Consider the following 26842-nt stretch of genomic DNA (forward strand, 5'->3'; position numbering starts at 1 on the left):
AACCCGCAAGAAATCAGGTAAACAAACGATCAGCTCACGCGCTGGCGGCGACCTGCTGTTCTATTTCTTCCTCACAGAACAGCTTATAGGTCAGCAACAAGATCTCTTCCACCCGTTTGTCTTTGATGCGATAAAAAATCTGCTGGCTTTCCCGTCGCGTCGCGACCAGCCCTTCCGCCCGCATTCGACTCAAATGCTGGGACAGCGCCGATTGGGATATATTCAGATTTTTTTCGAGGTCCCCCACACACATCTCTTCGTCAAGAAGACGAGACAAAATAACTAACCGGTTGGGGTTTGCCAGAGTTTTCAGGAAATCCGCGGCCTGCAACGCATTCTCCTGAAGTTTCTCAGTATCAATCCGTTTTGTATGCTTCATTATCTTTTTGCCTGTAACGCTTCATCCGCCTGTAGATTAATCGGGAATCATTTCTGAACGAGTTGATCACCCCGCTCTGTTTTTAGCTTTTGTGTAAATAACTATATCCCAATTCCCGGAAAGCGCTAACAAAAAAATATTTTCCACAAGGTACGGGACCAGAACCCACAAAGGGGCCCTAGTCCCGGCACACCATATGGTTGAATTTTATATTCAGGCCGTCTCCCCGAACAGCTCCCGCCCAATCAGCATACGACGGATTTCGCTGGTGCCAGCGCCAATTTCATAAAGTTTAGCGTCCCGGAGCAGCCGACCGGTAGGATATTCATTGATATAGCCATTGCCACCCAAAGCCTGGATCGCCTGCAATGCCATCTGGGTCGCCCGTTCGGCGGAATAGAGGATGCAGCCGGCGGCATCCTTGCGGGTTGTCTCACCCCGATCACAGGCGGCGGCAACCGCATAGACATAAGCCCGGCAGGCATTGAGTTCAGTATACATGTCCGCGATCTTGCCCTGCATCAGTTGAAATTCGCCGATGGGCTGACCGAACTGCTTGCGTTCATGGATATAGGGCAATACCACATCCAGACAGGCCTGCATGATGCCAAGCGGTCCACCGGACAGCACCACCCGTTCATAATCCAGACCACTCATCAGCACCCGCACCCCGGCGTTTTCCTGTCCCAGAACATTTTCTTCCGGCACTTCGCAGTCTTCAAACACCAGTTCACAGGTATTGGAGCCACGCATGCCCAACTTGTCCAGCTTCTGCGCCGTGGAAAACCCTTTCATGCCTTTCTCAATCAGAAAAGCGGTGATGCCGCGGGGGCCGGCGTCAAGATCAGTTTTGGCATACACCACCAAAGTGTCCGCATCGGGACCGTTGGTGATCCACATCTTATTCCCGTTGAGCACATACCGGTCGCCTTTTTTATCGGCCCGAAGCCGCATGCCCACCACGTCAGAGCCCGCCCCCGGTTCGCTCATGGCCAGCGCCCCCACATGTTCCCCGCTGATCAGCTTGGGCAGATATTTGCGTTTCTGCTCTTCCGAACCGTTGCGATAAATCTGGTTGACGCAAAGGTTAGAATGGGCACCGTAGGAAAGACCCACGCTGGCTGAGGCACGGGAGATTTCCTCCATGATCACACAATGGGCCAGATACCCCATATCGACCCCACCATATTCTTCGCTCACGGTCACCCCCAAAAGACCCAGATCCCCCATCTTGCGCCACATGTCGGCGGGGAACTCGTTTTTGGCGTCAATTTCCGCCGCACGCGGAGCCAGCTCCTTGTCTGCAAAAGACTTTACCGTCTCGCGCAGCATGTCAATCTCATCGCCCAGATTAAAATTCAGAGAAGGATAAGAAACCATCTATTGGTCCTTTCTTGGTTCATAAAATTATTTTGTCTAAGGTGTTCCATAAATTGATAAATGCGACATCACGATCCCCTAAAAAGGGTGCGGCGATCCATAACTTTTTTGTGTGCCAAAGAAATTATTTTCCCATTGCCACCGCCACCTTGGAAGTCGGCGGACGGCCCAGGAAGTCGGCAATATACCAGGCGGCTTCGACCAGTTTGTCGAGATCCACGCCGGTCTCTAGTCCCAAGCCCTTCAGCAGATACAACACATCTTCCGTCGCCACATTGCCGGATGCGCCTTTGGCATAGGGACAACCGCCAAGCCCCGCAACAGAGCTGTCGATGACGCTAATGCCCCGTTCAAGCCCGGTCAGGATATTGACCAATGCCTGACCATAGGTGTCGTGGCAATGAAGGGCAAGCCGCTCAACCGGTGCCACGGCCAGCACCGCATCCAGCATGGCATTGAGGCTTCTGGGCGTGCCAACACCAATGGTATCGCCGAGCGAGATTTCATAACAGCCCATTTGCAAAAGCGCCTGTGTTATCTCCGCCACAGCCCTTGGCGCAATCTCGCCTTCATAGGGGCAGCCCACGACGCAGGAAATATAACCGCGCACGGACACACCTTCGGCCCGCGCCTTTTCCGCCACCGGCCGGAACCGGTCCAGGCTTTCGGCGATACCACAGTTGATATTCTTGCGGCTGAAACTTTCCGAAGCAGCCCCGAAAATGGCCACTTCCCGTGCTCCCGCGGCCAAGGCCGCATCCAGCCCCTTCATATTCGGGGTAAGCACCGGATAAACCACTCCTTCCCGCGCGGGCAATGCCGCCATGACGTCAGCATTATCCGCCATTTGCGGCACCCATTTGGGAGAGACGAAACTGGTAGCCTCGATCTTTGTAAGGCCCGCATCAGCAAGAAGCCCAATCAGCTTCACCTTCACCTCAGTCGGCACCACCGTCTTTTCATTCTGCAACCCGTCGCGGGGTCCCACTTCATAAAGGCGAACCGTGGCCGGCATAGTCATGCTTCATCCTCCGTAATCTTTACCAGAAGCTGGCCGTCCGTCACCTGCTCCCCTTCCTGGGCCGCCACTTGTTCCACCGTGCCCGCCAACGGCGCCTTCAGGGTATGTTCCATCTTCATGGCTTCGAGGACCAGGAGCGGCTGGCCCGCCTCCACCCGGTCGCCCTCCGCCACCATCAGCCGACTGAGGCGGCCGGGCATGGGGGTGATAATTACGCCGCTACCGGTCATATCCTCACCCGCTTCTGCGCCCGGCAGATAATGATGCAGGTAAAACACCCTGCCGTCCTGGAATATGGTGTACTCCTGCCCGTCACGGATGACCTTGGCCTGGACCTTGTGGCCGTCAAACAGAATGGTGAAATCCTCCCCGCGTCGCTCCGCCACACAGGCTTCATGTTCGCGGCCATCAATCAACAGACGAAAGCCATTTTCCTCATAGGTCACCTCAATGTCGCGCTTGCCTTGCTGGTCCACAAAAGTGAGGGTGCTGGTCAACGCCATATTCATACGCCAGCCATCGGTCCAGTCCCACACGTCGGCAGAAGACCGGTCAGGCACCAGTTCATTCAACACGGCCAGGGCCAGAATTTCCGGCCAGGCCGGCCCTGGCTGCGGGATAAGGTCCTGTTCAAAGCGGGAAATGAACCCCGTGTCCACATCCCCTTTGGCAAAGGCGTCATGATCGAAAATCCGGCCCAGAAACTCCAGATTGGTCTTCAGGCCCGCCACCGCTGTCTCGCGTAGCACCCGGCGCATCTGCCTGAGCGCACCGGGCCGATCCCGGTCCCAAACAATCAGCTTGGCAATCATGGGATCATAATGGATACTGACCTCGTCGCCTTCCTCCACCCCGCTGTCAAGACGAAAATGCTGGTCCTGCGGCGGGGTTGAAAAATGATGCAACCGGCCGGTCTGCGGCAGGAACCCGCTGGTCGGGTCCTCGGCATAAAGCCGCACTTCAAAAGCATGCCCATCAAGCGGAATCTGGTCCTGGGTCAGCGGCAACCGCTCTCCTGCCGCAATGCGCAGCTGCCAGTCCACCAGATCAAGGCCGGTAATCAGTTCCGTCACCGGATGCTCCACCTGAAGACGGGTGTTCATTTCCATGAAATAGAAACTGTCCTTATGAAGGCCTTTGCTGCTGTCTACAATAAATTCGATGGTGCCCGCCCCGCAATAGCCAATGGCCTTGGCCGCCTTCACCGCCGCTTGTCCCATGGCCCGGCGCATGTCTTCCGGCATGCCCGGCGCGGGCGCTTCTTCCACCACCTTTTGGTGGCGGCGTTGCAGGGAACAGTCCCGTTCATAAAGATAAACCGCCTCGCCGTGACTGTCGGCGAAGACCTGCACTTCGATATGGCGGGGTTTGGCGAGGAATTTTTCAACCAGAACATGGGCATTGCCAAATGCGGCTTCGGCCTCGCGTTGGCAGCTTTCCAGCGCGCTCAGAAATTCCTCCGCCTTTTCCACCAGCCGCATGCCCTTGCCGCCGCCGCCGGCCACCGCCTTGATCAACACGGGATAGCCGATGCGGTCCGCCTCTGCTTTCAACACATTCGGGGTCTGATCCGCCCCCTGATAGCCTGGCACCACCGGCACCCCGGCCCGGGCCATCAGCTCCTTGGCCCTATCCTTTAATCCCATGGCCCGGATGCTTTCCGGGCCGGGGCCGATGAAAACCACCCCCGCTTTTTCACAGGCTTCCGCAAATTCGGCATTTTCCGACAGAAACCCATATCCCGGATGAATGGCCTGAGCCCCGGTGCGTTGCGCCACCTCGATCAGTTTTTCTGCACACAGATAACTCTCGCGTGCCGCCGCGCCGCCGATCAGGTGCGCCTCATCGGCAAGCCGCACATGCCGGGCGGCACTATCGGCTTCGGAATAGACAGCCACCGTAGCAATCCCGCTTCTACGGGCGGTTTCGATAATACGGCAGGCAATTTCCCCGCGATTGGCAATCAGGATCTTGTCAAACATGCGCCCTCACCCTTCCTTGTTGTCTTTCACCCAAGCTGCCGGCCGTTTCTCAAAAAAGGCGGTGATCCCCTCACGGGCTTCGGCGCCGGCCCGGGTGGCGGCAATGCGGTTCGCTGTCTCTTCGATAATCTCCAGATCCAAGGGGCGCCCGGCAAAATCCAGCACCAGACGTTTTGAAGCCGCCATGGCCCGGGGGCCTGCCAGACGCACTTCCTTGAGAATCTTCTCCAACACCAACTCAAGGCTTTGTTCATCTTCCGCCAGCTCGTGCACCAAACCGATCTCTTTGGCCTTGTCCCCGAAAAACGCTTCACCGGTCTGGAAGAACCGCCGCGCCTGACGGGCGCCGATAGCTGTCATCACATAAGGCGAAATGGTCGCCGGAATAAGCCCCAGCTTCACTTCCGACAGAGCAAACCGCGTATCCCGCACGGCAATCACCACGTCGCAGCAGGCCACCAGACCCAGCCCGCCGCCCATCGCCGCCCCCTGCACGCAGGCAATGGTCAGCTTGGGCATTTCATACAAAGCCTTGAGCATGGCGGCGAGCGCATCAGCATCCGCCTTGTTCTGTTCGTGGCTGTAGCTTGCTGCCCGCTTCATCCAGTCGAGATCCGCCCCGGCGGAAAAACTCTTGCCCCGGCCGGAAAGAATCACCGCCTTGACCGTCTCGTCCTGCCCCAGCGTACGAAAGGTTTCCGACAGCTCGCGGATCATATGTTCGTTAAAAGCATTGCGCACCTCAGGCCGGTTCAACGTGACCCGGGCCAGGCCGTCCTTGTCTTTTTCTATTACAACAGTGTCGGTGGTCATGCGTTACATCCTGAATATGCCAAAGGTGGTTTTTTCGATAGGCGCATTGAGGCTGGCGCTAAGGCCCAGCCCCAGGACCCGGCGGGTATCCCGGGGGTCAATCACCCCGTCATCCCACAACCGGGCCGAGGCATAATAGGGATGCCCCTGACGCTCATACTGTTCCATGATGGGGGTGCGAAAGGCGGCTTCCTCTTCTTCGGACCATGTCTTGCCGGCCCGCTCCAGCCCGTCACGTTTGACGGTGGCAAGAACGCCGGCGGCCTGTTCTCCGCCCATCACGGAAATCCGCGCATTGGGCCACATCCACAAAAAGCGCGGATTATAGGCCCGTCCGCACATGCCATAATTACCGGCCCCGAAGGATCCGCCGATAATGACGGTGAATTTGGGCACTTGGGCACAGGAGACGGCCGTCACCATCTTGGCGCCATCGCGGGCAATGCCGCCGGATTCATATTTACGCCCGACCATAAACCCAGTGATATTCTGTAAAAAGACCAGCGGAATGCCCCGTTGGCAGCACAGTTCCACAAAATGCGCGCCTTTGAGGGCGGATTCCGAAAACAGCACCCCATTATTGGCAATGATCCCCACCGGCATGCCGTAAATATGGGCAAAACCACAGACCAGCGTGGTGCCGTAGCGTTTCTTGAATTCATCAAATTCACTGCCGTCCACAATGCGGGCGATGACCTCGCGCACATCATAGGGCTTTTTCAAATCCGCCGGAATTACGCCATACAGCTCTTCGGGGTCATATAACGGTTCCCGCGGAGGACGCCGGGTCAACTGCCCCGGTTTTTGACGATTGAGGGTACCGACAATGCGCCGGGCCATTTCCAGTGCATGATTGTCGTCATGGGCCAGATGATCAGCCACCCCGGAAATACGGGTATGCACATCACCGCCACCCAGTTCCTCGGCACTGACCACCTCCCCTGTTGCAGCCTTCACCAGAGGCGGCCCGGCGAGGAAAATGGTGCCCTGCTCCTTGACGATGATACTTTCATCGCTCATGGCCGGAACATAAGCACCACCGGCCGTGCAGGAGCCCATGACCACAGCAATCTGGGGGATGCCCTTGGCGGACATATTGGCCTGATTGTAAAAAATACGGCCAAAATGATTCTTGTCCGGGAACACCTCGTCCTGATTGGGCAGGTTGGCCCCGCCGCTGTCAACCAGATAAATACAGGGCAGGCGGTTCTGTTCGGCAATTTCTTGGGCGCGCAGATGCTTTTTCACCGTCATCGGATAATAGGTGCCGCCTTTGACGGTGGCGTCATTACACACGATCATGCATTCCTGTCCACCAACCCGGCCAATGCCGGTGATGATCCCGGCGGCGGGAATCTCCGCATCATACATATCATAAGCCGCCAACTGGGACAGCTCCAGAAAGGGAGAACCTTTATCCAGCAATCGGTTGATCCGATCGCGTGGCAACAGTTTACCCCGGCTGAGATGGCGCGCGCGAGCCTTTTCCCCACCCCCCTGTTCGATTTTTGCAATTTTGGCTCTCAGATCGCGCACCAGCGTGCGCATGGCCGCAGCATTTTCGGCGAATTCCGCCCCTGTCACATCCAGTTCCGTGTGCAACTCGGTCATGTCATGATCTCTTTTAGTTGGTCTCGCAACAGACGGTTTTTGTGGAGATTGTGGGCCTGTTACGGCGTTTACCCGTGCCGATCAGCATAGCAAAAATTAGATCATAGAAAAAATCATTAATATTTATTCAAATCATAGAATGTTTCTATTATTCTGCCTAACATCGACAAACAAGACCTCTAGAGTGAATTGTGATGAGGGGTGGAGTATCATGTTTGAACTGTATCAGTTGCGCTATTTCCTGGCGGTCGTGGAAACCGGAAGTTTCACCAAGGCCGCAGACCGGGTGTTTGTCACCCAGCCCACCTTGTCCGCAGGGATTCACAAACTTGAACAGGCGCTGGGCGTGCGGCTTTTCGACCGCTCCAGCAAACGGGTTTTCCTGACCGAAAGCGGCAGCCGTTTTGTGGACCGCGCCAAGGCCATTTTGCATCAGGTCAGTCTGGCGGAAGCGGAGATGCGCGCGGCCGAAAGCCCGAAAATCCTGAGACTCGGGGTTTTGATGACCATTCCCGGCGCAGTGGTTCACCACCTTCTTCATCCGTTCCGACGTGAAGAACCCGGCCTGGTGATCGAACTTTTTGAAGGCACCGAGCAGGAAATCCAGAACCGCCTGGATTCCGGGCGTATTGATATTGCCCTGACGATCCTCAGGCCTGGTTACAAATCCGGTCTGAAATCCCGGACCTTGTCTCTATACAGGGACCGTTATTCCGTGGCCATCGCCAGTCATCATCCGCTGGCCGCCAAACGCAGCCTGCATCCCCGGGATCTGGCGGATGAGCCAACCATTGTGCGCAGCCGCTGTGAAATTCTCAGTGAAACCAGCCGATTTTTCACCGATCACAATGTGCGCCCGCGCCTGGTTTACCGCACGACCCAGGATGAGCGGGCCTTGATGATGGTGGCGGCCGGCATCGGCTTTACCACCATGCCCAACCAGTACCGGATGGAAGGGGTTGCGCGCCTGCCGCTCGAAGGGTATGACTTTGACCGCATTCTGGGCCTTGTTTGGACCTCGACCCCCCTGAGCGCGGAACGCGAGAACCTGCTCACCCGTTTTGGAGATTTTGCCGGAACCCTCCTGCCTGCCCTGACCTATGAGACAACCTGATGTTTTCTGAACTTTTCGCCATCATCGCCCCGGTTTTTCTGATCGCCTTGATCGGATATGTTCTGGTCAGACAGGGCATGGAATTCCCGTCGGATTTCATCACCAGAATGAACATGAATATCGGCGCCCCCGCACTGGTTTTTAACGGCATCATGGGCATGGGCGACAAAATTTTCGCGGCCAGCGACTTTTTTATTGCCGCCTTCATCGCCATTATGGGGTTATTGCTGGTCAGTCTGGCAGTCACAACATTCGCCGGCCTGCCCCGGCGGGGATATGTGATCGCCCTTTATTCGACCAATTCCGGTAATATGGGGTTGCCGCTGTGCCTGTTTGCCTTTGGCGAACAAGGATTCGGCCTCGGGGTGGCGTTTTTCGCCGTCAGCGTGATTTTCCAGTTCACCCTGGCCCTGTTCATCGCCCACGGCAATCTCACGGCCGCCAGCCTGACCCGGGTAACCCTGCTATGGGGGATTGCGCTGGCCTTTGCCTTTATCCTGACCGACACCACACCCCCGGCCTGGTTCAGTAACACCACACAACTTCTGGGGGGCCTGACCATCCCGCTCATGTTGCTGACCCTGGGGGCGTCTCTCGCCCGACTCAAGGTGGACAAGTCCGGCGAATTGATCCTGCTGTCGTTTTTCAAGATCCTGATTGGTGTGGGCATTGGTTACTTCACAGCCGTCCTGTTCGGTTTTACAGGCATTGAGAGAAATGTGCTGATCCTGCAAAGCTCCATGCCGGTCGCCATTTTCAGTTACCTTCTCGCCAGTCAATATAACCGCAATCCGCAAGACGTGGCCGCCATGGTGCTGATCAGCACTCTGATGTCCACCATCAGCATCCCCGTCCTTCTGACCTGGATGCTTTAGAGTGAATTGTGAACAGGTAGACTCGATTCACTCTTAAAAGGGAAAATACGCCTCAGGAAAGAGGAGCGCCATGGAAAAGAAGCCGAACTCCCAAACAGGCCGTGGAAAGAGAAAATCATGGAAAGAGAAAAATGGGGACGGGGCTTTTATGATTATTATCATAAAGTACCACACAGACCTGTTACCACACAGGAACAATCCGCATCTGCGCCGGGCCTGCCTACAATTTCTGCTCCAGCCCCGCACCCCTATACTTCAGCGCTGCTTCCGGCGCTGCGAGATTGTATAAAATCCTTTTATCACTCCGGGGCGATAAAAACAAGATTTATATCTAAGGGATATAAAGGCGTGGTCGGCACAGGGGACGCTGACTCTTTGGCCGGCGTCCCGTTTTACTCTGGTGCGTCAAGGCTGAGCGAAAGCGCATGAACCGGCCCGGCCAGTTCGTCGGCAAGGATTTTATAGACCAGGCGCTGCCGGGCGACCCGGTTCAGCCCGGCAAAGGCGCGGGCGGTAATTTTCAGATGGAAATGGCTTTCCCCTTCGGGCCGGGCGCCGGTATGCCCGGCATGTTTGGCGGACTCGTCAATAACCTCAAGGTGTTCCGGGGACAATTCCCGGCGGATTTTTTCTTCGATAATTCTGGCAACGCGCATATTATTTCCTTGGGCTCTGGTTTCTTGTTCGGTTATTTTTTAGGCTTCTTCTGATATTCGGGCTTACACACCCTATATGTATATAGTCACAAATGACGCAAATAAAGCAGCACAGGATAATATCCCCCGGGAAAAGATCATGAGCGCAGAATCCCGTAAACCCCGCCGGAAAAGCCCCCACCCCGCCCTTGACCTGAACCAGGGCCGGTATATGCGCCATTGCGACCGGGAAGGCTGCCCAGAGGAAGGGGTGTGCAAGGCCCCCAAATCCCGCGAGAACTTAAGGGAGTATTATTGGTTCTGCAAAGCTCATGCCCGGGAGTATAACGCCCGTTGGGACTTTTTCGCTGACATGACTCAGGATGAAATTTACGCTTTTGAACGGGATAGCCGCACCTGGCACCGGCCTACCTGGAAAATAGGCACCATCTTCCAGGGCGAGGCTAACCTTGAGGACAGGATGGGTATTTTTGATGACCTGGACGGGTTCGGTCCCCGCTTTACTCACCCGGGCGCCCCCACCCCCGGCCACAGCGCCTATTCCGCTGAAGATATGCAACAGCTTGGGATTCTGGGACTTGACGAAACCGCACGGATGGACGACATAAGAAGAGCGTACAAAAAGCTGGTTAAAAAATATCATCCTGATGTGAATGGCGGTGGCAAGGAGACCGAAGAAATCTTCAAAAGGATCATCAATGCCTATCACCATTTCACCAGCAAACAGACAGGGAAACAAGCATGACATCAACAGGCCCAGCCCCCAGCCCTGCCGACACCCCGGACATCAAGGTAAATGTCCGGCAGGTGTTCGGCATTGACAGCGATATCGAGGTTCCGGCCTTTTCCGACAGCAGCGATCATGTGCCGGACCTGGACGAAACCTATATTTTCGATCACGATACCACGCTCGCCATTCTGGCCGGTTTTGCCTATAACCGGCGGGTGATGATTCAAGGCTATCACGGCACCGGGAAATCCACCCATATTGAACAGGTGGCCGCACGCCTCAACTGGCCCTGCGTCCGCATCAATCTGGACAGTCATATCAGCCGGATTGACCTGGTGGGCAAGGACGCCATTGTGTTGCGGGACGGCAAGCAGGTGACGGAATTTCAGGAAGGCATTCTGCCCTGGGCACTGCAAAACCCCACGGCGTTGGTATTTGACGAATATGACGCCGGGCGGCCAGATGTGATGTTTGTGATACAGCGGGTCCTAGAAGTTTCCGGCAAACTCACTCTGCTGGACCAGAACAAGGTCATTCGCCCGCATCCCGCCTTCCGCCTGTTTGCCACGGCCAACACCATCGGCCTGGGCGACACATCGGGGCTGTATCACGGCACCCAGCAGATCAACCAAGGACAGATGGACCGCTGGAGCATCGTGACCACCCTGAATTACCTGCCTCATGAAATGGAAGAAAACATTATTGTCGCCAAGCTGCCGAATCTGAATAACGACGCCGGCCGCAAACTGATCAAGCAGATGGTGCAGGTGGCCGACCTCAGCCGCACCGGCTTTATCAACGGGGATATTTCCACGGTCATGTCGCCCCGAACCGTGCTGACCTGGGCGGAAAACACGGCCATTTTCCATGATGCCGGATTTGCCTTTCGGGTCACCTTCCTCAATAAATGCGACGAAATGGAACGCCCCATTGTGGCGGAATATTATCAGCGCTGTTTTGGTGAAGAACTGCCCGAAGTGACCGCGCCGGGACTGAACCCCGTCGTCACCGGACATTAATTCTACGGCCCGTCATGTCGAAGCACTGACCTTGAACCACTGACCGGCCCGTTGCAGGCAGGAGCAAATGTGAGAAAAAATACCACACGCCGGATCGAGCAATACAAACAGGCGCTCACCTCCACCATCCGGGCCATCGCCCGGGACAGGGAGGTGGAGGTAAGCTTCACCCCGACGCCGGAACCGGGGCGGGGGCTTAACCTATCCGGCGGTGCAGGCCGCACCAGTAGCGCTAAACAAGCTGCCCTGCCTGTGCTCAGCCATGACCTGCCGCCGGAAGAAATCACCCGGACCCGCGCACTCGGGGACCTTTACGCCCTGAAGCGGCGCTATCACAATACTGCACTGCACTACAGCAATAGCCCCGACTCCCCGTTGGCAAAAACCGTTTATGATGCCTTGGAAGAAGCCCGGATCGAAGCCCTAGGCAGTCGCCGCCTGAGGGGAGTTGCTGCCAATATCACCGCCCTGACCGAACAATATTACCAGGACCATCGCATGGATGTGGCGGACACGCTGGATAAAGCCCAGCTTGGGGACGTGCTCAAACTTCTGGTGCGGGAACGGCTCACCCACCAGCCGCCGCCTGCTGTCGCGCGCGATGCGGTTAACGCGCTTCGCCCGCTGATTGAGGAAAAGGCCGCTATTCATCTGGGCGAACTTCAGGAGGCGATCGCCGATCAGGATCGTTTCAGCCGCCTTGCCCGAAAGATTATCGCCGACCTTGATCTGGCCGAAGACTTAAATCCGGACGAACAACCCGAAGACGGCGATTCCCGCAAGGAGGACCAGCAGCCCCAGCCCGAGACAGAGAACAGCCAGGACGAAGGCAGCGACCAGGCGGCCGAGTCCCGGTCGGATATGTCCGAGGGACTGGAGGGAGAGGAAGACAACGCCGCCACCGACATGGCCGCGGAGCTGGCGCCACAGACCCTGGACGACCTGATGAATGAGGACGCCGTGGAACAGATGGCCGAAGTGCCCTGGAACCACCTGCCCAATAATCTGCATCAGGGCCCCCTGGTGGAGTATCGGGTCTTTACTACAGAATTTGACGAAATTGTCACCGCCGAGGACCTCTGCGATCCGGATGAACTCCTTTATCTGCGCAAGTCTCTGGACCAGCAGCTCAGCCACCTTCAGGGCATGGTCACCAAACTGGCCAACCGACTGCAACGTATGCTGATGGCGCAACAGATGCGGTCCTGGGAATTTGACCTGGAGGAAGGTCTTCTGGATACGGCGCGTCTCACGCGGGTGGTCACCAATCCGCTGCACCCCCTGTCCTTCAAGATGGAACACGAAACCGATTTCAAAGATACGGTGGTGACCCTGCTGATCGACAATTCCGGTTCCATGCGCGGACGTCCCATCACCATTGCCGCCATGTGTGCCGACATCCTCGCGCGCACGTTGGAGCGTTGCGGGGTTAAGGTGGAAATCCTGGGTTTTACCACCCGCGCCTGGAAAGGCGGCAAGTCCCGCGCCCAATGGCTGGACGCGCACAAACCCAAAAATCCCGGCCGGCTCAATGACCTGCGCCACATCATCTATAAAACCGCGGACACCCCCTGGCGACGCGCCAATGTTAATCTGGGACTGATGTTGAGAGAGGGCCTGCTGAAGGAAAATATTGACGGGGAATCCCTGTTGTGGGCCCATAGCCGGCTGGTGGTCCGCCCCGAAGAACGTCGCATCATGATGGTCATTTCGGACGGCGCGCCGGTGGACGACAGCACCCTGTCCGCCAACAGCGCCAATTATCTGGAAGACCATTTGCGCGCCGTCATTGACTGGATCGAGAAAAAATCGCCGGTGGAACTTTTGGCCATTGGCATCGGCCATGACGTCACCCGCTATTACCAGAACGCTATCACGCTGATGGATGCGGAACAGCTTGGCGGGGCCATTACAGAACAACTCGCCACCCTGTTTGATGAAGACAAAAGATCCCGCCGACGCGTGCTATGACCCTCCCTCACCCCAAAAAGGGGGCGGCGATCCATATACGGCACAGACTTTCGCGCGCAATTCATTCTGGTTAACTATATGTAAACGCCTTATTTGTAATATCCTGCCGGGATAAGATTATGTTCCGGGAATAAGACAATGGCAAAGGCGAGAAACAAGCCCAAGATCCCCCTGAAACTTCGTCTCAAAGCCTGGTGGGAGGGATATGATGTTGACGATCTCGCCAGGGTGGAAAACCGGGAGGTGAATACGACGGACCATCAGGAAGGCTCCCCCGCGGCTGAAACCGCCGAGCCGCCTACAGTCACGCCCGCGCAACAGATGAGCGAAACAAACCGCCTGTCCGATAATATTGCCATCCTGCCCTGGGACGACCGCCGGATCGGCGTGGCCCAGCTTGTGTGGGGAGAAGGATATTGTGGTCCCGGCGGGCCGGAACACATCAAATCCATGTCCAAACTTCTGGCCATGACACCGGAAATGAGTGCAGCGGTCATTGGCGCGGGGCTGGGCGGCCCTGCCCGGGTCATGGCCGATGAATTCGGTGTTTGGATTACCGGATATGAGGAATCTCCGGAACTTGCCAAACGGGGCATGGAACTTTCAACAATGGCAGGGCTCGCTGCAAAAGCCGAAATCATCAATTACAATCCCCGTTCGGAACAGCCCTTCACCCGCCGGTTTGACCGTGCTTTCGCCAAGGAAACCCTGTATACTGTGGAAGACAAGTCAGGACTGGTGAGAAAGCTTCATGACAAACTGAAGGACGACGCCCTGTTCCTGGTGACGGATTACACCCTGGCCGGCCCTGAGGTACTGGAAGACGAAAATGTCCAGAAATGGCTGAAACAGGAAACCGTGCGCCCCTATCCCGTTACCGCCGAAATGATGGCCGCCATTCTGGAAAAGGCCGGCTTCATGATTCGTGTGAATGAGGATGTGTCCGATCTGTATATCGAATTGATTGCCAAAAGTTGGGAAAACGCCGATAAAATCGCGGCCCAACTGGCCAGCGGCCATGGCGAAAACTGCCCGGAAATCAAGGTATTGATGAAAGAGGCGGCGTTCTGGTCACTGCGGGCGCGTCTCCTGAAGGAAAAATCCGTGCATGTCTGGCGCTTTCTGGCTTATAAACCCGGACCTACGGGCTGACGGAAATTTGTATTATGGCAAACATGGATGCAAATCACAAAAAGATCAAGGTTCCCTGGCGGTGGCGTCTCAAAGCCTGGTGGGAGGGATATGATGTGGCCGATATGGAAGCCCGGCTCCGGGCCCGGGGCGGCAAGGCCAGTTACAAGGAACTGACTCAGAAGGAACCGGAACCACCTGCAGAACCGGTGGAAAAGGTCAACTGGGACGCGCTCAGAATTGAAGTTTCCCAGTTGATCTGGGGAGATGGGTATTGTGGGCCCGGGGGCCCCGAAAATGTGGTTGCCATGTCCAAACTTCTGGCGCTCTCTCCCAAACACAGCGCCATGGTGATCGGCGCCGGGCTCGGGGGGCCGGCCCGGGTTCTGGCCCAGGAATTCGGCGTCTGGATCAACGGCTATGAATCCTCCGCCAAACTGGCCGCCGCCGGCATGGAAATGTCGAAAAAGGCCGGGCTGGAGAAAAAAGCGCCCATCTATCACCAGGATCTGGAGAACATCGAAGCCTTTGAGCGAAACTTTGACCGGGCTCTGGCCAAAGAGGCCCTCTTCACGGTGCGGCGGAAGGACAATCTACTCAAGGTCGTCCATACCCATTTGAAAGACGACAGCCTGTTCCTGATCACTGATTACGTGATCCGGGACATGGACAGCCTGCAACATCCCGATGTTCAACAATGGTTGAGCCAGGAACCCCATGACCCGCATCCGGTTACCTCAGACATGATGGTCCAGTCCCTGGAAAAGGCGGGGTTCCGAATCCGGGTTAACGAAGACATCACGGAACATTATCTGGACATGATTGCCGAAGCCTGGGCCACTGCGGACCAGGTTGTCAAATTGTTGTCCCGCCAGGGCCCCGAAGCGTCCGACAGCCTCAATGCCATTATGCGGGAAGCACAATTCTGGAACCGGCGCACCAAAATCATGCGCAGCGGCGAATTGAAAGTCTGCCGGTATTTGGCGCATAAACCAGCGGTCATCCGGTAAAATAGATCAATTCATCTTTTGGCCTCACATCGTGCTTGCCCCCGGGGCATAAGGAGTGATAAAAGCGCCGTCATGACCGATATCAGTAATATCAGAAACTTTGCGATTATCGCCCATATTGACCACGGCAAGTCCACGCTTGCCGACCGGCTGATTCAGCATTGCGGCGGATTGAGCGACCGCGAAATGAAGGAACAGGTGCTCGATAATATGGAGATCGAGCGCGAACGCGGCATCACCATCAAGGCCCAGACCGTGCGTCTGGAATACAAGGCCCGGGACGGCGAAACCTATCTCCTCAACCTGATGGACACGCCCGGCCATGTGGACTTTGCCTATGAGGTAAGCCGATGCCTATATGCCTGCGAAGGATCGCTTCTGGTGGTGGACGCCAGCCAGGGCGTCGAGGCTCAGACTCTCGCCAATGTTTATCAGGCCATCGACAATGACCATGAAATTGTCCCCGTACTGAACAAGATCGACCTGCCGGCGGCAGAACCCGACCGGGTACGCGAACAGATTGAAGACGTGATCGGCATTGATGCTTCGGAAGCTATTGAAGCCTCTGCCAAGACCGGCCAGGGCATTGAAGAGGTTCTGGAAACCCTGATCAAAACCCTGCCTCCGCCAAAGGGCGAGGCGGACAAGCCGCTTAAGGCGCTGTTGGTGGACAGCTGGTATGACACCTATCTTGGCGTCATGGTGCTGGTCCGCATTATCGACGGCAAACTGAAAAAAGGCCAGCGCATCAAAATGATGAACGCCGGCACGGAACACCAGGTGGACCGGGTGGGCATCTTCACCCCCAAGCAGGTGAGTGTTGATGAATTGGGTCCGGGCGAAGTAGGCTTTTTCACCGCCTCCATTAAGGAAGTGGCCCATACCCATGTGGGGGATACCATCACCGATGCCAAAACCCCGTGTGAAACGCCACTGCCTGGCTTCAAACCGGTGCAGAGTGTGGTATTCTGCGGTCTGTTTCCGGCAGATGCCGCCGATTTTGAAACCTTGCGCGAAAGCATGCACAAGCTGCGGCTCAATGACGCCAGTTTCGAGTTTGAAACCGAAACCTCCGCGGCCCTGGGATACGGCTTCCGCTGCGGTTTTCTGGGCATGTTGCATCTGGAGATCATCCAGGAACGCCTGATGCGTGAATTCGACCTGGATATCATCACCACCTCGCCCAGCGTGGTCTACAAGGTTCATTTGACCGATGGTAGCATGATTGAGCTGCACAATCCGGCCGACATGCCTGACCCGGTAAAAATCAAGGAAATCGAAGAACCCTGGATCAAGGCGACCATTCTGGTGCCGGACGATTATCTGGGCCCGGTGCTGACCCTGTGTCAGGAAAAACGCGGCGAGCAGCTGGATCTGACTTATGCCGGCAACCGCGCCATGCTGGTGTACCGGCTGCCGCTCAACGAAGTGGTGTATGATTTTTATGACCGCCTGAAATCCATTTCCCGCGGCTATGCCAGCTTTGATTACCAGATGGATGACTACCGCGTCGGGGATCTTGTCAAAATGACCATATTGGTGAATGGGGAACCCGTTGATGCCCTCAGCACCATGGTGCACCGCAGCCAGGCGGAATATCGCGGCCGGGCGCTGTGCGAGCGGCTCAAGGATCTCATTCCGCGCCAGTTGTTCAAGATCCCGATCCAAGCGGCCATTGGCGGCAAGATCATCGCCCGCGAAACCATTTCCGCCATGCGCAAGGATGTGACCGCCAAATGTTACGGCGGCGACATCACCCGCAAACGCAAGCTGCTGGAAAAACAGAAAAAGGGCAAAAAGAAAATGCGTATGTACGGCAAGGTGGAAATTCCCCACGAAGCCTTCATCGCCGCCCTCAAGATGGGCGACGACAAATAACATTTTTCCCTCATGGACCCGGAAAAGTTTTAGAGTAAATTGTGAATAGGTTGACCCATTCTGCCGGTCAGGTCTGATTCAGGAGCCAGGGGGTTTGGCGCAGGCCGGAGCCCAGAGGCCTTTCATCCCTTTCCTTTCAAAAAAGTCCTTTCCGGACGGCCGGACGGGATCCGTTTATTTTATGGGCTGGATTACCACCTTCGCGGCAATGACGCAGAAGAAGCGGCAAGGAGGAGGGCTATGATGCGTCCATCTTCTCATCACTCCCCCCGCCCCGGGGTTGCAAAAATGCCACACCCTGCCCCTTTATAAAAAAAATCCGGCGAAACATTCCCAAAAGTCCCGCGTCATTTGTCTTGGGGAGTAGGCCCGAAATAGGACAATCCTGTTTTCGTGCCTTGTCAATAAGCGGAATAATCATGCCGCATAACTATCTATAGCAATCTGTCAATTTGATGATTGGGCATCAATTTTGACAAACTGGGAGTGAAATCACAATGAAACATAAAAATCTGTTACGTCATGTCTCCATGGTGGCGCTGATGAGCGCGGCGGGGTTTAGCATGGCGCAGACCACATTTGCCGCCGAAGAGGAGGAAGAAGAGCTGCTTCTTGAAGAAATTGTGGTCACCGCGACAAAACGCGCCGCCCTGATCAAAGACGTGCCGTTTTCCATTAACGCCCAGACCCAACAGGACATTCGTCGTTCCGGGGCGAAAACCCTTGAAGATCTGTCCCGGAATGTGGCCGGCCTGATGATCCAGAACCTTGGCCCGGGGCAAAGTCAGGTTGCCATCCGCGGCGTCTCCGCGGGTCAGATCGTGCGCGACCAGCCCGGGGTTAAGGAGCAGGTCGGGGTCTATCTGGATGAATCCGTTATTTCCCTGTCCCTGTTCACGCCGGATCTGGACCTGTTTGACCTGAACCGCGTGGAAACCCTGCGCGGCCCCCAAGGGACCCTGTTCGGCTCCGGGTCCATTGGCGGAACGATCCGTTATATTACCAACCAGCCGGCGCTGGATCAGTTTGAGGGCGCCGTGGAAGGCGAGATCAATACCATTGATGGGGGTGGCACGGGCGGCCATCTCAAGGGCATGCTGAATATCCCGGTCGTAGAAGAAAAAGCCGCCATCCGTGCCGTGGGATATTATACGGAATATGGCGGTTTCATTGACGCTTTGCGTGAAGGCGGCAGCATTGATGAAGACGTCAACAGCGGCTATCGCGCCGGGGGACGGATCGCCATTAAATTCCAGCCGTCCGAAACGGTTTCCATCACCCCGCGTCTGATTTATCAGAAAGTGGACACCGATGGCTTTAACCGTCAGGAAGTTTTCAACCTGTTTGCCAACCCCTTCACCACCACGCGCCCGCCTGTGACTTTTGAGGAGCGTCAGCAGTTCCTGCTGCTGGATGAAGGGTTTGAAGACGAAACCCTGATTGCGGACGCGGTCATTGAAGTCAATTTCGAAGGGGTCGACCTGACGTCTGTCACCAGTTACACAGACCGCGATATTCTGGTCAGCCGCGACGCTAGCGCGCTCACCGGCAGTGTTTCTGTTGACCTCGGATTCCCGGACGAAGCCGTGCTGCTGCCGTCCAACCTGCTGGATACCACGCAGGTTGAACAATTTACCCAGGAACTTCGCCTGAGCTCAAGCGGTGACGGCCCATTCCAGTGGATCGTCGGCGGATTTTATTCCGACACCGACCGTTTCTATAACCAGTTCTTGCCCACACCGGGCTATGACGCCTTTATCGACGCAACATTCGGCCCGGGTACAGCCGAAGCCGCCGGCATGGGCGTGGCCCCGCCAGATTCACCTTTCTTCTCCCTGCTGCCCTACAGCCTGGAGCAGGTGGCGATCTTCGGGGAAGCAACCTATGACGTGACTGAACGACTGCATCTGACCGTCGGGGGACGTTATTATGATTACAACGAAACCCGGACCGTGACCCAGGTCGGGCTGTTTGGAAATGGTGTCGTGGACCAGATGGATGAAACCTCCTCAAACGGGTTCACGCCGCGTTTCCTTGCCAGCTATGATGTCAATGATACGGTAACGGTGAATGCCCAAGTTTCCAAGGGATTCCGCCTGGGCGGGGTGAACGACCCGCTGAACACCGCGTTGTGTAACCCGATCGATCTGGAAATTTTCGGCGGCTTCCAGAGCTACGATGATGAAACATTGTGGAACTATGAAGCCGGGGTCAAGGTGAACACCAACAATGTCTCCGTCAATGCCGCCGTCTTCTATACGGATATTTCCAACCTCCAGGTCACACTGGACGCCGGGTCCTGTTCTTCGCGGATTTCATTTAACGTGCCCGAAGCCCATACCCAGGGCGTGGAATTTGAAGTAAAGGCCCAGCCGGCAGAAGGACTCGATCTGTCACTCGCCATGAGCTATGTGGAAGCCGAGTTTGATTCCACGGTTATCGACAGTACTGGCGCCGTGCTCGGTGGGGTGCGCAAGGGCAACCGCCTGCCCTCCGTGCCCGAATTCAGCATGGGGGCCACGGCCACCTATACCTTCCCGCTTGAAATAGTCGGCAACGGCGTCGAAGGGTACGTGTCCGCCACGTTCCAGCACCGGGGCAGCGTCTTTACCCAGCCGTCCGACCAGGAACCGGGCGCGGGGGATTTTGTCTCCGGCCTGCCTTTTGGCGGGGCCAGCGGGAACGACGTCACCTCGCTTGATCTGGAGCTTGACGGCTATGAGACCCTCAATCTCAGCGCCGGCATTCTGAAGGACAACTGGGAAGTGACCATCTATGTCAACAATGTCACGGATGAAAACGCCAACCTGTCCTTCGACCGTGAACGCGGCGGCCGGGCCCGCCTCGGCTTCCGGACCAACCAGCCGCGGACCTTTGGCCTGATGGCGCGGACAACCTTCTAAATCCGTATCACGGGAAGGGGCCTTGCGGTCCCTTCTCCTTACCGCCCCTATGCACAATTCACTCTAGAGTGAATTGTGAATAGGTTGGCTCAATTCTGTTGACGGATTGCGGCCCGCCTCACGCAGAAGACGGCGCCGGGCGATGCGGGACATCGGGCCAGGCGTCTGACAACGTGAGCGGCCCCAAGCCGCCAACCCGAAGGGCCGGGCCGATCTGGTCCAGTTCCGGCGGGGTTTGGCTTGGCCGTACCGCCAGTATGGCCTGCGCCAAACCCCTGGCTCCTGAACCAGACCTGACCGGCAGAATGGGTCAACCTATGCACAATTCACTCTGGGCCGTGTTCTCTCGACTTTTGGCAGGCGACTTTTTTGGCAAGCGACTTTTCGGGCAAAACTGTCATATTTTTTTACAGAAAGATCACCAACTGTCCTATTTTAAAACAGTTCTCAAAGTGAAATTTTTATCAGGGGCCAAAAAACAGCCAGACCGGAAATGCCGGGCATAATCTTGCAATACAGGAAAATTTGGGAAATAGCTGGCCATACGCCAGTTTGCCGCAGGATGCGACAGCCACCAAAAAAACAGGATTAACAGGGTTACTGCATCGTCCGTTCTTTTCTTATCTTTCTGATTTCATTGGCAATTCCCATCCACTGGCTGTCCTTGCAGTAGGCTAGCGCAGCAGTCATGCCCATACATTTGATCAGACGGATCGCGGTTTCCCGGGTATGAGACAGTTTAGCGGTCTGTTCGTTTCTCATCCTTTTTACTCCATCTACCCTGAAAGGGCACAGGCCAAAGCCCGTCACTCCTTCATCTCAAGCATAAATCATGCCATATAGAAATGGCGGATTTCGGACCGGAATATGTCAAGAATGCGGTATAAAAGTAAGAGAAGCCTTAACCGAAAGATAAAATATGGCCAAAACATTACAGCCCTCTTCCCCTTTTCTTCGCACTCGGCTTGCTGAAGTGCACGACTTCTGGTTTCATCAACTGACGCCGGACGACTGGTTTAGCGTCGATGAACGCCTGGACCAAACCATTCGTCAGAATTTTTCCGCATTTTATGAGCAACTGCGCCAGAGCCCGCCGGCCACAGAGAGTCTGTCCGCGCGAGAGATGCTGGCGCTGATCCTGCTGTTTGACCAGTTTCCCCGCAACATGTTTCGCGGATCGGCCCGCGCCTTTGAAAGCGACCCTCTGGCCCGGCGGCTGACCCGCAAAGCCTTGGAAAGGAAGCTGGACGAGGAGCTCAGCGAAAATGAACGCGCCTTTATCTATATGCCTTTGGAACACAGTGAAAATCTTGACGATCAGGAACTTTGTGTCCGTCTTTTTGAGGAAAAGACCCGGCTTGAGGAACAACAGCGCTATGCAGTCTGGCACCGGGACATCATCCGGCAGTTCGGCAGATTCCCCCACCGCAACGCCTTGCTGGGACGGCCGTCCACGGCCAAGGAACAGGACTATCTCCAAAAAGGAGGGCCGGCCTTCGGCACCCGCAAATAATCTCTTGCCGCCACCGGCGTCTTTTGCGATACGATAAGATAACAAAGAAGATCAAAAAGAAAATGCCTTTGAGCCCGGCTTTATTGCCCTGAAGAGGATCCAATGACCAATATTACCAAATATCTGCTGATCATATCCGCCCTTGTTGTCGCCATTGGCGGAGGGTTGTCATTCTATTATGCCAGCCAGAGTTATTATGCAGAGAGCCTGGTTTATGGCAATGATCAGGGGATTGCCCTGAACGGTTACGACCCGGTGGCCTATTTCACCGAAAAATATCCCATCCGCGGCAAGGCGGATTATGAGGTTCAGTGGGCGGGATCGACCTGGCGTTTCTATACACCGTCCCACCGGGACGCCTTTGCCGCCGCCCCCAATAATTATGCCCCTCAATATGGTGGATATGACCCGCTATCGGTGGCCAAGGGCTATACCACGCCTACCGATCCGGAAGTCTGGCTGGTGGAGGCCGGCAAGCTGTATCTGTTTTATTCCGAGGAACGCAAAAAATACTGGCAGGAAAACCGGCATAATACGCTGTTGCAGGCCAACGCCAACTGGGAACGTTTAAGAAGCCAACTCCAGTACCGCCAGTCCCAGAAAGACTAGAGTGAATTGAGCCGACTTATTCACAATTCATTCTAACACATCATTCTAACGCATCATTCTAACGCAGGCCCGTGGATTGTTTCGTCGCTGTCACGCCTTGCCATGACAAGCCCCGTTCATAACAGCTCTCTCAGAACCTGTCCCGGACATCAAAAACGGCCCCGCCGGATGAGGTCGGGGCCGTTCCTTATTGTTATGTATGGAAACCTTACCAGATTTTTACCCGTTTTTCCGGAGGCAGGTAAAGGTCGTCTTCTTCGGTCACGTTAAAGGCGTCATAAAAAGCCGGCACATTACGCACCACCCCGTTCACCCGGAAACGCGCCGGTGAATGCGGGTCCGTATTGATACGCTGGCGCAGCGCCTCGTCACGGTATTTGCCCTGAAACGCCTGGGCCCAGCCGATAAAGAAACGCTGTTCCCCGGTAAAGCCATCAATCACCGGGGCTTCCTTGCCCCCAAGCGACATCTGATAGGCTTTGTAAGCAATGCTTAGCCCCCCCAGATCCCCGATATTTTCCCCGAGGGTAAAGGTGCCGTTCACATGCAGGTCGTCAAACACATAATAGCCGTCATACTGCGCCACCAGGGCCTTGGTGCGTTTTTCAAATTCCGCCCGGTCCTGATCTGTCCACCAGTTGACCAACGCCCCGGTCCCGTCAAAGGTGCTGCCCTTGTCGTCAAAGCCATGCCCGATTTCATGGCCGATCACCCCGCCAATGGCCCCGTAATTGACCGCATCGTCGGCATTCATGTCGAAGAAGGGCGGTTGCAAAATGGCCGCTGGGAACACAATCTCGTTCATGGTCGGATTGTAATAGGCATTGACCGTCTGCGGAGTCATGAACCACTCATGCCGCTGGATCGGCCCGCCCAGTTTAGCCAGTTCCCGCTCATGCTCGACCAGAGCCGCCCGTTTCATGTTGCCGAAATAATCATCGGCGCGGATGTCCAGCTTGGAATAATCTTTCCATTTGTCGGGATAACCGATTTTCGGGGTAAAGGCGTGCAGTTTTTCCAGGGCTTTCTGTTTGGTTTCTTCCCCCATCCAGTCCAGTTCCTTGATGCTCACCTCATAGGCCCGAATCAGGTTCTGCACCAGTTCCTCCATACGCGCCTTAGCTTCGGGTTTGAAATGCTTGGCCACATAAACCTGGCCGACCACTTCACCCAAGGTGCTGTTGACCGCCTGAACCGCACGACGCCACAACGGACGCTGCTCCTCGACACCGTACAACACCTTGCTGTAGAAATCGAAATTCGCCTGGTCGAATTCTTCGGTCAGTCGGCTGGCCGTGGCATTGACCACCCCCCATTTGAGATAGGTTTTCCAGGTCTCAAGATCGGTTTCCGCCAGAATGGCATCAAAACCTTCCAGATAGCTGGGCTGGCTGATCACAATCTCGTCCAACCCTTCCAGGCCGCTGGCCGCCAGATATCGCCTCCAGTCAAAACCGGGGGTCAAATCCGCAAGTTCTTCCATCGTAAACTTATTGTAGCGCTTGACAGAGTCCCGGTTGTCTTCCTTGAGCCAGTGCTTTTCCGCCAGGCGGGTTTCCAGATCCATGATGGTTCTGGCTTTATCCGCCGCCCCGTCAATGCCGGCAAGGGTCAGCATCCGTTCAATATGCGCCACATATTTTTCCCGGATCATGACGGACTTTTCATCTGTCTTGAAATAATATTCCCGATCCGGCAGCCCCAGGCCGGTCTGCCAGCTATAAACCGCATAACGATCCGGCTGTTTGGCATCCACATCAATATAGAGCGCGAACGGCGCCTCAAATCCCACTTTGCCCGCATAGGCAAAATATTCCAGCAGATCAGCCTTGCTGTTGATCGCGTCAATGGTCTCAAACTCCGGTATGAGCGGCTCGATCCCGCGCGCATTGCGGGTTTCCAGATCCATATAACTGTTAAAAAAGTCACCGACCTTCTGTTCGTTACTGCCCGGCTCGTGATGGCCGCTGGCCGCCTCGTCAATAATGGCTTTGACATCCTCTTCGGCCTTGTCGCGCAGATAATAGAAGGTGCCGATGCTGGCCCGGTCCGCCGGAATTTCCGTATTCTCCAACCAAGTGCCATTCACATATTCAAAAAAGTCATCACCAGGGTCGATTTCCTGGTTCATATGTTCCAGATATACCCCCGAGGCGAGCATCGCCCCAGCACCGGTTTTATCTTCTTCATCGGCCGGCCCACAACCCGCCAGAAACGTTGTCGCCGCCATGAGCGCGGCATATCCCGTCTGTTTCAGATACTTTTTCATTATTTTATTTTCCCTTTGATATTTTGCCATTAATCATAATTGTGGTGAAGGGGGGTTATTTTTTCTGCAGTTCCTTCAGTTGTTCCTGCATGGCGGCCAGTTGTTCCTGCAGTTTGGCAAGTCTGTCTTCCTCCTCTTCTTTCGCCTTAGGGCGTTTGCTGCCCGCCCCTTTATTCTGACCTGTATTCTGGGGCGGCATGCCGTGAAATGGCGAGAACATCTGCATGGCGTTTTCAAATGCCGCCATATTCTGTCGGGCCATATCCTCGAAAGGTTTCAGAGATTTGAAGGAAAACGGCGTGCCTGAAGCAAAGTTTTCTTCCACAAAATGGCGAAACCTTTCCTGATTTTCCGCAAACAAGCTCATGCTGGCTTCCAGGTAATCCGGCACGATCTGCTGCAATCCGCCGCCGTAAAAGCTGATCAGCTGCCGCAGGAAATTGATTGGCAACAGGGTTTCCCCTTTGCTTTCTTCTTCAAAAATGATCTGTGTGAGCACAGACCGGGTAATGTCTTCCCCGCTTTTGGCATCCCGGACAACAAAATTCTTGCCCTCCCGAACCATCTTCGCAAGATCGTCGAGGGTGACGTAACTGCTGCTGTCTGTGTTATACAAACGCCGGTTGGCGTATTTTTTGATGACAATCTGGTCGTTGTCTGCTGTGTTTTTTTTTGCCACGTCCCAAAACCTTAAAAGCTGTTGATGAGTGTTATGTTTCACCTGCCCCGAAAATCGCTGACTGCCCGGCAGCGTATCATGCGGCATAAATGCTGCAAAGCGCAAGAAAAATGCTGCGCAACAAAATATACCATTTTATATCCACGAGTCCAAAAAAGCTTCCCGGTATTCTATGTCGCATGATAAGATTTCGTCTAACTCGCTTTGGGTAATCTTCGGGCGATCATTGAGACCACAATTTATAGGACCAACGGCTATATGGTGCGTGATGGTGCGTGACAAGACATCCCCCTCCTCTTCAGAAGAGCTCGACCAACTGGCCGAACAATATCTCGACTTCTGGCAGGAAAACCTGGCCAACTGGGCCACAGATCCCCAAGCCCTGGAAAAATGGGTGGAGGCGTTGTCGTCCCTATCCCCCTCGTCTTCCCGGAAACCTTCCCAGGAATCACCGGATAAGACATAACCCGCCACGTCAATCCCGTTAAAGTGCCCTGTGATGAAATTGACTTAGAGTGAATTGTGCATAGGTTGCCCCATTCTGCCGGTCAGGTCTGGCCATACCCTGGACAAAAAAAGATGTATGTATTTGAATCTTCATAAAAAGTTTTGGGCAACATTCGGGACAAGACGATCTCAGAAAAGCGCAGCCCTGTGGACGCCCTGTCCTGATCCGCCACGAAAATACCGTTTTTGTAAAGAATCTGACAGATAAATTCAGTTTTGAGTTGGAAAACGCAACTTAATCCAATATACATACTTCCCAGCAGAAAGGGAGTAATACATGCGCCATAAACATAGATCAACTGAAGGGGATGAAGCCGAAATCGACATGACTCCGATGCTTGACATCGTGTTTATCATGTTGATCTTCTTCATCGTGACCGCCTCCTTCCTGAAAGAATCAGGAGTGGAAATCAATCGTCCGGATTCCTCCCAGAAATCCGAGAATCAGGAAGCCGAGAGCATCTTTATTGACGTAACAGCCCGCGACGAGGTCTGGATCAACAAACGCCGCGTTGACGTGCGCGCCGTACGGGCCAATGTGGAACGTCTGAAAGCCAAGATGGAAAAACCCTCCGTGGTTATCAAAGCTGACCGGGATTCCTCTTCCGGCAGAGTGATCGAAGTGGTGGAAGGCGTGCGCACCGCCGGTGTTTATAACTATGTCGTTGCAACACCGAAAAAGAATTAGGGCTTTAAAAGGGTGTCTCTGACGGCCCCTTTCCTTTGAGATCATGCCCCCCGCCAAATACCTTGGCGGGGGTTTTCTTTATCGTACTGTCTGTCCTGATCCTG

24 protein-coding genes are annotated in these 26842 nt (G+C 55.2%); 13 read left to right on the top strand and 11 right to left on the bottom strand.

The window, feature by feature from the left end; all coding sequences use genetic code 11:
* Positions 1-34: 34 nt before the first annotated feature.
* From FE788_RS12195 to FE788_RS12220, 6 genes are all read right to left on the bottom strand, one after another.
* The gene (locus FE788_RS12195) at positions 35-379 is read right to left on the bottom strand and encodes an ArsR/SmtB family transcription factor (RefSeq protein ID WP_138380899.1); all 345 of its coding nucleotides are present in this window, start codon (positions 377-379) and stop codon (positions 35-37) included.
* Positions 380-592: 213 nt separating this feature from the next.
* Entirely contained in the window at positions 593-1759 is a 1167-nt protein-coding gene (locus FE788_RS12200) for an isovaleryl-CoA dehydrogenase (RefSeq protein ID WP_138380900.1), read from the bottom strand.
* 124 nt (positions 1760-1883) lie between these two features.
* Positions 1884-2780 carry a hydroxymethylglutaryl-CoA lyase gene (locus tag FE788_RS12205; RefSeq protein ID WP_138380901.1) on the bottom strand — a complete coding sequence of 299 codons (897 nt, stop codon included), beginning with the start codon at positions 2778-2780 and terminating at the stop codon, positions 1884-1886.
* Positions 2777-4762 carry an acetyl-CoA carboxylase biotin carboxylase subunit gene (locus FE788_RS12210; RefSeq protein WP_138380902.1) on the bottom strand — a complete coding sequence of 662 codons (1986 nt, stop codon included), beginning with the start codon at positions 4760-4762 and terminating at the stop codon, positions 2777-2779. The genes FE788_RS12205 and FE788_RS12210 overlap by 4 nt, the downstream gene beginning before the upstream one ends.
* A 6-nt stretch (positions 4763-4768) precedes the next feature.
* Positions 4769-5575 carry an enoyl-CoA hydratase-related protein gene (locus FE788_RS12215; RefSeq protein WP_138380903.1) on the bottom strand — a complete coding sequence of 269 codons (807 nt, stop codon included), beginning with the start codon at positions 5573-5575 and terminating at the stop codon, positions 4769-4771.
* Positions 5576-5578: 3 nt separating this feature from the next.
* Positions 5579-7186: a carboxyl transferase domain-containing protein gene (locus FE788_RS12220; RefSeq protein ID WP_138380904.1), complete on the bottom strand. Its 1608-nt coding sequence runs from the start codon at positions 7184-7186 to the stop codon at positions 5579-5581.
* A 211-nt stretch (positions 7187-7397) separates the two neighbouring features.
* On the opposite strand from FE788_RS12220, the gene FE788_RS12225 reads away from it, so the two are divergent.
* A complete protein-coding gene (locus FE788_RS12225) occupies positions 7398-8300 on the top strand; it encodes a LysR family transcriptional regulator (RefSeq protein ID WP_168190405.1) in 903 nt (300 codons plus the stop codon).
* The gene (locus tag FE788_RS12230) at positions 8300-9175 is read left to right on the top strand and encodes an AEC family transporter (RefSeq protein ID WP_138380906.1); all 876 of its coding nucleotides are present in this window, start codon (positions 8300-8302) and stop codon (positions 9173-9175) included. Before FE788_RS12225 ends, FE788_RS12230 begins: the two co-directional genes overlap by 1 nt.
* Positions 9176-9567: 392 nt before the next feature.
* Here the strand turns inward: FE788_RS12230 and FE788_RS12235 are convergent, their stop codons facing one another.
* Positions 9568-9831 (bottom strand): BolA family protein, encoded by a 264-nt coding sequence (locus tag FE788_RS12235; RefSeq protein ID WP_138380907.1) that lies wholly within the window; start codon positions 9829-9831, stop codon positions 9568-9570.
* A gap of 139 nt (positions 9832-9970) precedes the next feature.
* Between FE788_RS12235 and FE788_RS12240 the strand changes: the two genes are divergently transcribed.
* The 7 genes from FE788_RS12240 to FE788_RS12270 all read left to right on the top strand — a co-directional run bounded on the left by FE788_RS12240 (position 9971) and on the right by FE788_RS12270 (position 20473).
* Positions 9971-10576, top strand: a complete 606-nt coding sequence (locus tag FE788_RS12240; RefSeq protein ID WP_168190406.1) for a J domain-containing protein — start codon at positions 9971-9973, stop codon at positions 10574-10576.
* A complete protein-coding gene (cobS, locus tag FE788_RS12245) occupies positions 10573-11580 on the top strand; it encodes a cobaltochelatase subunit CobS (RefSeq protein WP_138380909.1) in 1008 nt (335 codons plus the stop codon). The genes FE788_RS12240 and cobS overlap by 4 nt, the downstream gene beginning before the upstream one ends.
* Before the next feature lie 69 nt (positions 11581-11649).
* Positions 11650-13551 (top strand): cobaltochelatase subunit CobT, encoded by a 1902-nt coding sequence (gene cobT / locus FE788_RS12250; protein WP_210413966.1) that lies wholly within the window; start codon positions 11650-11652, stop codon positions 13549-13551.
* A 138-nt stretch (positions 13552-13689) separates the two neighbouring features.
* Positions 13690-14703 carry an SAM-dependent methyltransferase gene (locus tag FE788_RS12255; RefSeq protein ID WP_138380911.1) on the top strand — a complete coding sequence of 338 codons (1014 nt, stop codon included), beginning with the start codon at positions 13690-13692 and terminating at the stop codon, positions 14701-14703.
* 14 nt (positions 14704-14717) lie between these two features.
* Positions 14718-15692, top strand: coding sequence for an SAM-dependent methyltransferase (locus FE788_RS12260; protein ID WP_138380912.1), 975 nt, complete (start codon positions 14718-14720; stop codon positions 15690-15692).
* Between the two features lie 72 nt (positions 15693-15764).
* Positions 15765-17570 carry a translation elongation factor 4 gene (gene lepA, locus FE788_RS12265; protein WP_138380913.1) on the top strand — a complete coding sequence of 602 codons (1806 nt, stop codon included), beginning with the start codon at positions 15765-15767 and terminating at the stop codon, positions 17568-17570.
* 497 nt (positions 17571-18067) lie between these two features.
* Positions 18068-20473, top strand: a complete 2406-nt coding sequence (locus FE788_RS12270; RefSeq protein WP_168190407.1) for a TonB-dependent receptor — start codon at positions 18068-18070, stop codon at positions 20471-20473.
* A 118-nt stretch (positions 20474-20591) separates the two neighbouring features.
* On the opposite strand, the gene FE788_RS14150 is transcribed toward FE788_RS12270, so the two are convergent.
* Entirely contained in the window at positions 20592-20744 is a 153-nt protein-coding gene (locus FE788_RS14150; RefSeq protein WP_168190408.1) for a hypothetical protein, read from the bottom strand.
* A 326-nt stretch (positions 20745-21070) separates the two neighbouring features.
* The gene (locus FE788_RS14155) at positions 21071-21235 is read right to left on the bottom strand and encodes a hypothetical protein (RefSeq protein ID WP_168190409.1); all 165 of its coding nucleotides are present in this window, start codon (positions 21233-21235) and stop codon (positions 21071-21073) included.
* A 157-nt stretch (positions 21236-21392) separates the two neighbouring features.
* On the opposite strand from FE788_RS14155, the gene FE788_RS12275 reads away from it, so the two are divergent.
* Both FE788_RS12275 and FE788_RS12280 read left to right on the top strand, forming a co-directional pair.
* On the top strand, positions 21393-21986 hold the full coding sequence (locus tag FE788_RS12275) for a DUF924 family protein (protein WP_138380914.1): 594 nt from the start codon (positions 21393-21395) through the stop codon (positions 21984-21986).
* A 102-nt stretch (positions 21987-22088) separates the two neighbouring features.
* Positions 22089-22595 carry a YHS domain-containing (seleno)protein gene (locus tag FE788_RS12280; RefSeq protein ID WP_138380915.1) on the top strand — a complete coding sequence of 169 codons (507 nt, stop codon included), beginning with the start codon at positions 22089-22091 and terminating at the stop codon, positions 22593-22595.
* A gap of 208 nt (positions 22596-22803) precedes the next feature.
* Here the strand turns inward: FE788_RS12280 and FE788_RS12285 are convergent, their stop codons facing one another.
* Both FE788_RS12285 and phaR read right to left on the bottom strand, forming a co-directional pair.
* Positions 22804-24864, bottom strand: coding sequence for a M13 family metallopeptidase (locus tag FE788_RS12285; RefSeq protein WP_138380916.1), 2061 nt, complete (start codon positions 24862-24864; stop codon positions 22804-22806).
* A gap of 55 nt (positions 24865-24919) precedes the next feature.
* On the bottom strand, positions 24920-25543 hold the full coding sequence (gene phaR, locus FE788_RS12290; protein WP_210413968.1) for a polyhydroxyalkanoate synthesis repressor PhaR: 624 nt from the start codon (positions 25541-25543) through the stop codon (positions 24920-24922).
* Positions 25544-25811: 268 nt separating this feature from the next.
* On the opposite strand from phaR, the gene FE788_RS12295 reads away from it, so the two are divergent.
* Together FE788_RS12295 and FE788_RS12300 are read left to right on the top strand one after the other, a co-directional pair.
* Complete coding sequence (locus FE788_RS12295; protein ID WP_138380918.1) at positions 25812-26009, top strand: hypothetical protein; 198 nt, start codon at positions 25812-25814, stop codon at positions 26007-26009.
* Positions 26010-26327: 318 nt separating this feature from the next.
* Entirely contained in the window at positions 26328-26738 is a 411-nt protein-coding gene (locus tag FE788_RS12300) for an ExbD/TolR family protein (protein ID WP_138380919.1), read from the top strand.
* Positions 26739-26842 lie beyond the last annotated feature (104 nt).

It is taken from the genome of Luteithermobacter gelatinilyticus (assembly GCF_005849285.1).
Classification (GTDB): domain Bacteria; phylum Pseudomonadota; class Alphaproteobacteria; order Sphingomonadales; family Emcibacteraceae; genus Luteithermobacter; species Luteithermobacter gelatinilyticus.

Bases quoted from the DNA above. Each gene is read 5' to 3' on its own strand.
- FE788_RS12225 (WP_168190405.1), top strand. From the start codon at position 7,398: ATGTTTGAACTGTATCAGTTGCGCTATTTCCTGGCGGTCGTGGAAACC.
- FE788_RS12255 (WP_138380911.1), top strand. From the start codon at position 13,690: ATGGCAAAGGCGAGAAACAAGCCCAAGATCCCCCTGAAACTTCGTCTC.
- lepA (WP_138380913.1), top strand. From the start codon at position 15,765: ATGACCGATATCAGTAATATCAGAAACTTTGCGATTATCGCCCATATT.
- FE788_RS12215 (WP_138380903.1), bottom strand. From the start codon at position 5,575: ATGACCACCGACACTGTTGTAATAGAAAAAGACAAGGACGGCCTGGCC.
- FE788_RS12240 (WP_168190406.1), top strand. From the start codon at position 9,971: ATGAGCGCAGAATCCCGTAAACCCCGCCGGAAAAGCCCCCACCCCGCC.
- FE788_RS12230 (WP_138380906.1), top strand. From the start codon at position 8,300: ATGTTTTCTGAACTTTTCGCCATCATCGCCCCGGTTTTTCTGATCGCC.
- cobS (WP_138380909.1), top strand. From the start codon at position 10,573: ATGACATCAACAGGCCCAGCCCCCAGCCCTGCCGACACCCCGGACATC.
- FE788_RS12210 (WP_138380902.1), bottom strand. From the start codon at position 4,762: ATGTTTGACAAGATCCTGATTGCCAATCGCGGGGAAATTGCCTGCCGT.
- FE788_RS12275 (WP_138380914.1), top strand. From the start codon at position 21,393: ATGGCCAAAACATTACAGCCCTCTTCCCCTTTTCTTCGCACTCGGCTT.
- FE788_RS12260 (WP_138380912.1), top strand. From the start codon at position 14,718: ATGGCAAACATGGATGCAAATCACAAAAAGATCAAGGTTCCCTGGCGG.
- FE788_RS12280 (WP_138380915.1), top strand. From the start codon at position 22,089: ATGACCAATATTACCAAATATCTGCTGATCATATCCGCCCTTGTTGTC.
- FE788_RS12300 (WP_138380919.1), top strand. From the start codon at position 26,328: ATGCGCCATAAACATAGATCAACTGAAGGGGATGAAGCCGAAATCGAC.
- FE788_RS12205 (WP_138380901.1), bottom strand. From the start codon at position 2,780: ATGACTATGCCGGCCACGGTTCGCCTTTATGAAGTGGGACCCCGCGAC.
- FE788_RS12220 (WP_138380904.1), bottom strand. From the start codon at position 7,186: ATGACCGAGTTGCACACGGAACTGGATGTGACAGGGGCGGAATTCGCC.
- FE788_RS12285 (WP_138380916.1), bottom strand. From the start codon at position 24,864: ATGAAAAAGTATCTGAAACAGACGGGATATGCCGCGCTCATGGCGGCG.
- FE788_RS12295 (WP_138380918.1), top strand. From the start codon at position 25,812: ATGGTGCGTGACAAGACATCCCCCTCCTCTTCAGAAGAGCTCGACCAA.
- FE788_RS12270 (WP_168190407.1), top strand. From the start codon at position 18,068: ATGAAACATAAAAATCTGTTACGTCATGTCTCCATGGTGGCGCTGATG.
- FE788_RS12200 (WP_138380900.1), bottom strand. From the start codon at position 1,759: ATGGTTTCTTATCCTTCTCTGAATTTTAATCTGGGCGATGAGATTGAC.
- FE788_RS12235 (WP_138380907.1), bottom strand. From the start codon at position 9,831: ATGCGCGTTGCCAGAATTATCGAAGAAAAAATCCGCCGGGAATTGTCC.
- FE788_RS12195 (WP_138380899.1), bottom strand. From the start codon at position 379: ATGAAGCATACAAAACGGATTGATACTGAGAAACTTCAGGAGAATGCG.
- FE788_RS14155 (WP_168190409.1), bottom strand. From the start codon at position 21,235: ATGAGAAACGAACAGACCGCTAAACTGTCTCATACCCGGGAAACCGCG.